Origin of the sequence: Streptomyces niveiscabiei, assembly GCF_001419795.1 — a bacterium.
Classification (GTDB): domain Bacteria; phylum Actinomycetota; class Actinomycetes; order Streptomycetales; family Streptomycetaceae; genus Streptomyces; species Streptomyces niveiscabiei.
In genome coordinates, this window is record NZ_LIRL01000772.1 from 1 (window position 1) to 6,858 (window position 6,858).

The window sequence follows — 6,858 nt, forward strand, 5'->3', positions numbered from 1 at the left end:
GGTTACTGGTCGGGCGGCAGTGAGTACCGGTCATAGTGCGTGACGGGTGATTGACAGTTCATCAGATCGTCGGGAAGCTCGTGATGCGGTCCATGGGTTCCGGGAGAACGACCACAGGCACGTTCGCGAAGGAAGAGGACCAGCATGCGCAGACCCGGCCCGTCCCCCCTCCTGCGGATCCTTCTCGCAGCACTCCTGCTCACTCTCGGCGTCGCCCTCGCGCCGCCCGCCTCGGCCGCACCCCCCGTCCGCATCATGCCGCTCGGCGACTCCATCACCGGCTCCCCGGGCTGCTGGCGCGCGCTGCTGTGGAACCGTCTGCAGAGCACCGGATACACGAACATCGACTTCGTGGGCACCCTCGGACAGCAGGGCTGCGGCCAGCCGTTCGACGGTGACAACGAGGGCCACGGTGGCGAGTTGGTGACCAACGTCGCGGACCAGAACCTGATGCCCGCGCGCCTCGCGGCCACCCGCCCGGACATCGTTGCCATGCACTTCGGCACGAACGACGTGTGGAGCGCGATCGCCCCCGACCGCATCCTCGCCGCGTACACGAAACTCGTCGGCCAGATGCGGGCCTCCAACCCCGACATGAAGATCCTCGTCGCCCAGATCATCCCGATGAACCCCGCGACCTGCCCCGCCTGCGCCCAGCGCGCCGTCGACCTGAACGCCCGCATCCCCGCCTGGGCCCAGGCGACCAGCACGAGCCGCTCCCCGGTGACGGTCGTCGACCAGTGGACGGGGTTCGACACGGCGACGGACACCTACGACGGGGTCCACCCCTCCGACCCCGGCAACGCGAAGATCGCCGCCCGCTGGTACCCGGCCCTCACCGCACTCCTCGTCCAGGGCGACCCCGGCGATCCCGGCGACCCCGGCACCTGCGCGGCGACCTTCCGCGCCGTCTCCTCCTGGCAGGGCGGCTACCAGGGCGAGGTCACGGTCACCAACACCTCCACGTCCCCGGCGACGGGCTGGACCGTCACCGTCGTACCGGGTACGGGCGCCCGGATCACCCAGGCCTGGAACGGCACCCTGAGCACGGCGGCCGACGGCACCGCCACCGTCACGAACGCGTCCTGGAACGGCGCCCTGGCCCCCGGCGGCAGCGCCGCCTTCGGCTTCATCGCCAGCACCCCCGGCGCCCCCTCGGCCACCGTCACCTGCACCGCGCGAACCTCCTGACCCCCCAGCCAGTAGAGAGGACCGCACCGCATGCACCCGAACAGGACAGTACGACTGCGAGCCGCGCTGGCCGCGGCCGTGATCGGCCTGCTCGCCGCGCTCATATCCACCGCGCCGGCGACCGCGCAGACCACCACGCAGACCCCGGCGCAGGCCACTGTGCAGGCCAACCCCTACCAGCGCGGCCCCGATCCGACGGTCAGCAGCGTCGCCGCCCAGCGCGGCACGTTCGCCACCGCGGAGCTGACCGTGCCGCCCGGCAACGGCTTCAACGGCGGGAAGATCTACTACCCGACCGACACCAGCCTGGGCACCTGGGCCGCGGTCGCGGCCGTACCCGGCTACACCGCGAAGTGGGACACCGAGGGCGCCTGGATGGGGCCCTGGCTCGCCTCCTTCGGGTTCGTCGTCATCGGCATCGACACCAACAGCACCCTCGACTGGGACACCGCGCGCGGCACCCAACTCCTCGCCGCGCTCGACTACTTGACGCAGCGCAGCCCCGTACGCGACCGGGTCGACCCGAACCGTCTCGGTGTCCTCGGGCACTCCATGGGAGGCGGCGGCGCGATCAGCGCGGCCGAACGCCGGCCGACCCTGAAGGCGGCCGTCCCGTTCGCCCCCTTCTCGCCCTCGCAGAACCTCTCGACCCTCCGCGTCCCGACGATGATCATGGGTGCGCGGGACGACGGGGTCGTGACCCCCGCCTCCCTCGACCGCCTCTACGCGACCATGCCCGCCGCCACCCAGGGCGCCTACCTCGAACTCGCCACCGGCGGCCACGGGTTCCCCACCTGGGGCAACTCCGCGGTCACCCGCCGCGCGATCCCCTGGCTGAAGATCTTCCTCGACAACGACACGCGCTACACACAGTTCCTGTGCCCGTCCCTCGCGGACACCAGCGGCATCTCCAAGTCCCGCACGAAGTGCCCGTACGGTACGGCCCCGGCGACCCTCGAAGCACAACTCGCCGCCCACTGACCCTCCTCGGCACACCGCCCCGCCCGGCACGCACCGGGCGGGCGGCTCAGTGGGAGCGGGCGTACTGCACGGGCTCCCTCGTCCGTCGCCCACGACCAGCGTGTCGGGACCGGTCATCGTCAGGTCGTAGACAGGGAGGCAGCGCCAGGTCGAGCCGTTCCAACTGAGCCGGATCGCCGGTCACTTGATACTCGGCGATCCGGCCGTCCCGCACCACGAACGTGAGCACGAGCCGGAGACGACCGCGCGGCGCGACGGCGAGCCCGATACGGCCGTCGACGAGGACGACGTCGGCGGCCAGCGCGTTGCGGGTGAGCAGCAGCGTCTCCTCGACGATCGACCGCGCGCCCCGCACCTCCAGCGGCACGCCGGCCGGCAGCGCGAGCGCGTCCGCGCGGCGTACGGCGTCCGGGTCGAGGACCGCCAGCAGGCCGGCGAGGTCACGGCCGCGCGCGGCGGCGAGGAACGACTCGACGACCCGGCGGTGTTCGGCGAGGCCGACGCCGTCGTTCTCGGGGGGTGTCGCGCCGTGGACGCGCAGGCGTGCCCGGCTCGCGAGCTTCTTCGCCGCCGCCGGGGTGCGGTCCACGATCGGGGCGATGTCGTCGAACTTCACGGCGAACAGGTCGTGCAGCACGAACGCGACCCGCTCCGCGGGGTTGAGCCGGTCCAGGACGACGAGCAGGGCCCGGCCGACCGACTCGACGAGGATCGCCTCCTGTTCCGGGTCCGGCGCGCGGTCGTCGGTGACCGTCTCGGCGACGGCCCGGTCCGTGGGGACCTCGCGGCGCGCGGTCCGCGAGCGGAGCATGTCCAGGCAGATCCGGCCGACGACCCTCGTGAGCCACGCGCGCAGGTCGTTCACCCCTTCCGGCGCGGAGCGGTCGAGGCGGAGCCACGCCTCCTGGACCGCGTCCTCGGCGTCACCGAGCGAGCCGAGCATGCGGAAGGCGACGGCGCGGAGGTGGCCGCGATGCGCCTCGAAACGTGCGGCTGTCGCGTCCCGCTCGTCCATCGGTCACCTTTTCGCGCGGTGCTTCGTCCTGGGTTCGGAACCCGGCCCCTGCGGGCCGGATCTGTACGAGAACGGAGTATCACATGATCGGTTCGACGCCTGTACGAGACGGTTCGACGCGGGTCGCCGTCGCCTTCCACAGCGGCTACGGCCACACCGCGCGGCAGGCCGGCGCGGTGGCGGACGGCGCTCGCCGCGTCCCCGGGACCGTCGTGGACCTCGTCGCCGTGGACGACCCCGACGACCCCGCACTGTGGGCGGCTCTCGACGCCGCCGACGCGATCGTCTTCGGCACCCCCACCTACATGGGCAGCCCCTCGGCCGTCTTCAAGGCGTTCGCCGAACGCACCAGCAAGGTCCTCGCCGACGACCTGCGCTGGCGGGACAAGGTCGCGGCCGGGTTCACGACCAGCGGAAGCATGAGCGGCGACAAGCTCAACACCCTCGTCGACCTGACGGTCCTCGCGGCGCAGCACGGCATGATCTGGGTCGGCCTCGACCTGCCCGCCGGGTGGTCCACGAGCACGGGCTCCGCCGAGGACGCGAACCGGATCGGGAGCTGGCTGGGCGCGATGGCGCAGGCCGACGCGGACCGGGGAGCCGATGTCGCACCGCCGGACTCCGACCTGCGGACCGCGTTCCGGCTGGGGGAGCGGGTCGCGGGGATCGCGCGGGTGCACCGGTTGGGGCGGGGGGCCGTATCGGAGCTGGTCTCGGAGGCGGTTGCGTAGGTAGAGATGGATATAGAGAAGGTCACGTGCAAGCTCGCGAAGGTCCAGCGCCTCGCGGGAATGTGACCCCGGGGAGGAGCGCGTTCGCGGCGTCCCCCGGCCCCGCCGTGGGTCAGGGCCTGGCGGCGCCGGGAGGCGTGAGGTCCGGCCATGCCATGTCGTCGACCGCGAGGAACGGCTCGCGGGCGACCGTCGCCGGGGTCGCCCCCGTGTACGCCGCGACCTCCCGGTGCAGGTGCGACTGATCGGCGTACCCGGCGTCCGCCGCGACCCTCGACGCGGGCTCGCCCGCGACCAGGCGGTGGGCGGCGTGGTCGAAGCGCACCAGGGACGCGGCGCGCTTCGGCGGCAGACCGAGCTGCGAACGGAACCGGGACCACAGGCGCTTGCGGCTCCAGCCGACCTCGGCGGCGAGCCCGTCGATCCGGACCAGGCCACGGCTGACGGCGATACGGCGCCAGGCCCACGCGACCTCCGGGTCCACCGGCGGCCCCGCCTCGTACCGGCGGCCGAGCAACGCGTCCACCAGCGCGAACCGGCCCTGCCACGACGGCACCTCGACGAGCCGCTCCCGGACCCGGTCCGCCTCGCGGCCCCACAGGGCGTCCAGCGGTACGGCGTCGCCGTCTAGGTCGGCGGGGGAGACGCCGAGCACCGCGCGCGCGACCACGGGGGACAGCCGTACCTGTACGCACTCGACGTCCTCGCCGCTCACCACGGCCGCACCGCCCGACCCCAGCCCGGGCCCGGCGACCAGGCAGCCCCGCTGCCGCCCGGACGCGCAGTCGAGCACCGGCGCTCCCGGCCCGAACTCCAGGAGCAGGGTCACCGCCGGGTGCGGGACCATGCGCAGCACGTCGAGGTCACGGACCCGGAACCCGGCCATCGTGAGCCCCGCGACGCGGCTGGGGCCTTCGGGGCAGGCGACGTCCCAGTCGGTGGCGCCGTGCCGGAAAGTCCCCACGGTTCCAGGCTACTTGGGGCATGACCCGGATACGCCGGAAACCCGCCACGGGATGATCTTGGCGTCCGGGGAGTTCGCTACGGGGTGCCGGGCACGAGGGCGTTGACGCGTAGGGTGCAGCCCTGGCCGTGGTCGAGCGCTGCCCGCTCGGCCGGGCGGCGCCCGCCCTTGTCGCCCTTGGCCTCGGCGGTGAGGTTCATCGCGGAGTGGCCGATGATCAGGGCGTGGTCGTCATCGACAGCGGCGGGAGGGGTCAGGGGATCACGGAGAGGACGATCTTGCCGGTGGTGCGGCCGGTTTCGCCCAGTGTGTGAGCCCGGGCGGCTGCTTCGAGGGGGAAGACCTCGTCGGCGATCACGCGCAGGCGTCCGCCCTCGACCAGGGAGGTGATCTCACGCAGCCCCGCATGGTCGGGCTCGACGAGCATGAACACCGCCCGCACTCCAGCCGCTTCGGCCTCCTTGGCGGGGAAGGTGTCGTCCAGCGGCAGGAGGGAGATCAGCGTGCCGCCCGGCCGTAGCGTTCGCAGGGACCTGGCCCAGTTCGGGCCGCCGAGGGAGTCCAGGGCGACATCGACGTCGCGGAGGGTCTCGGCAAAGTCCTGGGCGCGGTAGTCGATCAGCTCATCGGCACCCAGCGAGCGCAGCAGGCCGTGCTTGGCGGCGCCGGCCGTGCCGATGACGTACGCGCCGCGGGCCTTGGCGATCTGCACGGCCAGGTGGCCGACTCCCCCGGCGGCGGCGTGGATCAGTACGCGCTGGCCGGGCTGGACGTTCGCGGTGTCCACCAGTGCCTGCCAGGCGGTCAGCGCGGCCAGCGGCAGCGCGCCGGCCTGGATGTGGGTGAGGCCCTGCGGTCGCGGGGCGAACTGCCGGGCCGGGGCGGCGACGTACTCGGCATAGGCGCCCGCCGGGTGCGGGAAGCGCGGCATCCCGAACACCGCGTCGCCGGCCTGGAAGAGTGTCACGCCGTCGCCGACCGCCTCGACGACCCCGGCGACGTCGAAGCCCAGGGTGAACGGCGGCGTGGCACCGTTGGCGAACACGCCCCGCTCGCGGGTCTTCCAGTCGGCCGGGTTCACGCCCGCCGCGTGCACCCGGACCAGGATCTCGCCCCTGCCCGGGACCGGGCGGTGCGTTTCGACGAGCGTGAGAACGTCCGGCGCGCCGGCGACGTCCTGGGAGATGGCACGCATGGTCGCGGGGGCGGTGGCCTGGTTCATGAGGACATGCTCTTTTCAACAGGGTGCTTCTTGTGGTCTGTGCCGGTTCTCCTGGGCACGCTCCAAGACTCGCCGGGCGGACAGCCTCCCAGTAGTGGCCCGATGGTCAAGGGATGAAAGGATCGGGCCATGCACCACGTCGGCGTTCTGGCCCTGGACGGTGTCGTCCCCTTCGAACTCGGTATCCCCGCGCGGATCTTCGGCGCCGCCCGAGACGCCACGGGCAATCCGCTCTACTCCGTGACCACCTGCAGCGTGGACGGCCACCCCGTCCGCGCCGAGGCCGACTACCAGCTCACTGTCGCCCACGACGCCACCCTGCTGGCCACCGTCGACACCGTCGTCATCCCGCCCTCCCACGCGCTGGGCCCCATCCGCGAAGAGGGCCGCCTGCCCGGCACCCTGCGCGAGGCCCTGGCCGCCATCCGCCCCGGAACCCGGATCGTGGCGATCTGCACCGGCACGTACGTACTGGCCGCCGCTGGACTGCTCGACGGCCGCCCCGCCACCACACACTGGCGCGAAGCCGACCGCATGCAGCGCATGTTCACCACCGCGCGCATCGACCCCGACGTCCTCTTCGTCGACGACGGCGACATCCTCACCTCCGCCGGGGTGGCCGCCGGTATCGACCTCTGCCTGCACATCGTCCGCCGCGACCACGGCAGCGACATCGCCAACGAGGTCGCCCGTTCCTGCGTCGTGCCGCCGTGGCGCGACGGCGGCCAGGCCCAGTACATCCAGCGCCCCGTCC

8 protein-coding genes are annotated in these 6,858 nt (G+C 72.9%); 4 read left to right on the forward strand and 4 right to left on the reverse strand.

Features of this window, described 5'->3' with window-relative positions:
• Positions 1–144 precede the first annotated feature (144 nt).
• Both AOK24_RS33145 and AOK24_RS33150 read left to right on the forward strand, forming a co-directional pair.
• On the forward strand, positions 145–1,191 hold the full coding sequence (locus AOK24_RS33145; protein WP_055723715.1) for a cellulose binding domain-containing protein: 1,047 nt from the start codon (positions 145–147) through the stop codon (positions 1,189–1,191).
• Between the two features lie 30 nt (positions 1,192–1,221).
• Positions 1,222–2,172, forward strand: coding sequence for a dienelactone hydrolase family protein (locus AOK24_RS33150; protein WP_055723716.1), 951 nt, complete (start codon positions 1,222–1,224; stop codon positions 2,170–2,172).
• 46 nt (positions 2,173–2,218) lie between these two features.
• Here AOK24_RS33150 and AOK24_RS33155 read toward each other — a convergent pair whose 3' ends face one another.
• The gene (locus tag AOK24_RS33155; RefSeq protein WP_055723717.1) at positions 2,219–3,187 is read right to left on the reverse strand and encodes a sigma-70 family RNA polymerase sigma factor; all 969 of its coding nucleotides are present in this window, start codon (positions 3,185–3,187) and stop codon (positions 2,219–2,221) included.
• Between the two features lie 83 nt (positions 3,188–3,270).
• Here AOK24_RS33155 and AOK24_RS33160 point away from each other — a divergent pair, with 83 nt between their 5' ends.
• Positions 3,271–3,918 (forward strand): flavodoxin family protein, encoded by a 648-nt coding sequence (locus tag AOK24_RS33160; protein ID WP_055723718.1) that lies wholly within the window; start codon positions 3,271–3,273, stop codon positions 3,916–3,918.
• Positions 3,919–4,030: 112 nt separating this feature from the next.
• Here AOK24_RS33160 and AOK24_RS33165 read toward each other — a convergent pair whose 3' ends face one another.
• From AOK24_RS33165 to AOK24_RS33170, 3 genes are all read right to left on the reverse strand, one after another.
• Entirely contained in the window at positions 4,031–4,882 is an 852-nt protein-coding gene (locus tag AOK24_RS33165; protein WP_055723719.1) for an AraC family transcriptional regulator, read from the reverse strand.
• Positions 4,883–4,959: 77 nt separating this feature from the next.
• On the reverse strand, positions 4,960–5,082 hold the full coding sequence (locus AOK24_RS52380) for a hypothetical protein (protein ID WP_276206874.1): 123 nt from the start codon (positions 5,080–5,082) through the stop codon (positions 4,960–4,962).
• Between the two features lie 53 nt (positions 5,083–5,135).
• A complete protein-coding gene (locus tag AOK24_RS33170) occupies positions 5,136–6,104 on the reverse strand; it encodes an NADP-dependent oxidoreductase (protein ID WP_055723720.1) in 969 nt (322 codons plus the stop codon).
• A gap of 129 nt (positions 6,105–6,233) precedes the next feature.
• Between AOK24_RS33170 and AOK24_RS33175 the strand changes: the two genes are divergently transcribed.
• Positions 6,234–6,858, forward strand: a 625-nt coding sequence (locus AOK24_RS33175; RefSeq protein ID WP_206191307.1) for a GlxA family transcriptional regulator, incomplete at its 3' end; no start/stop codon positions are given.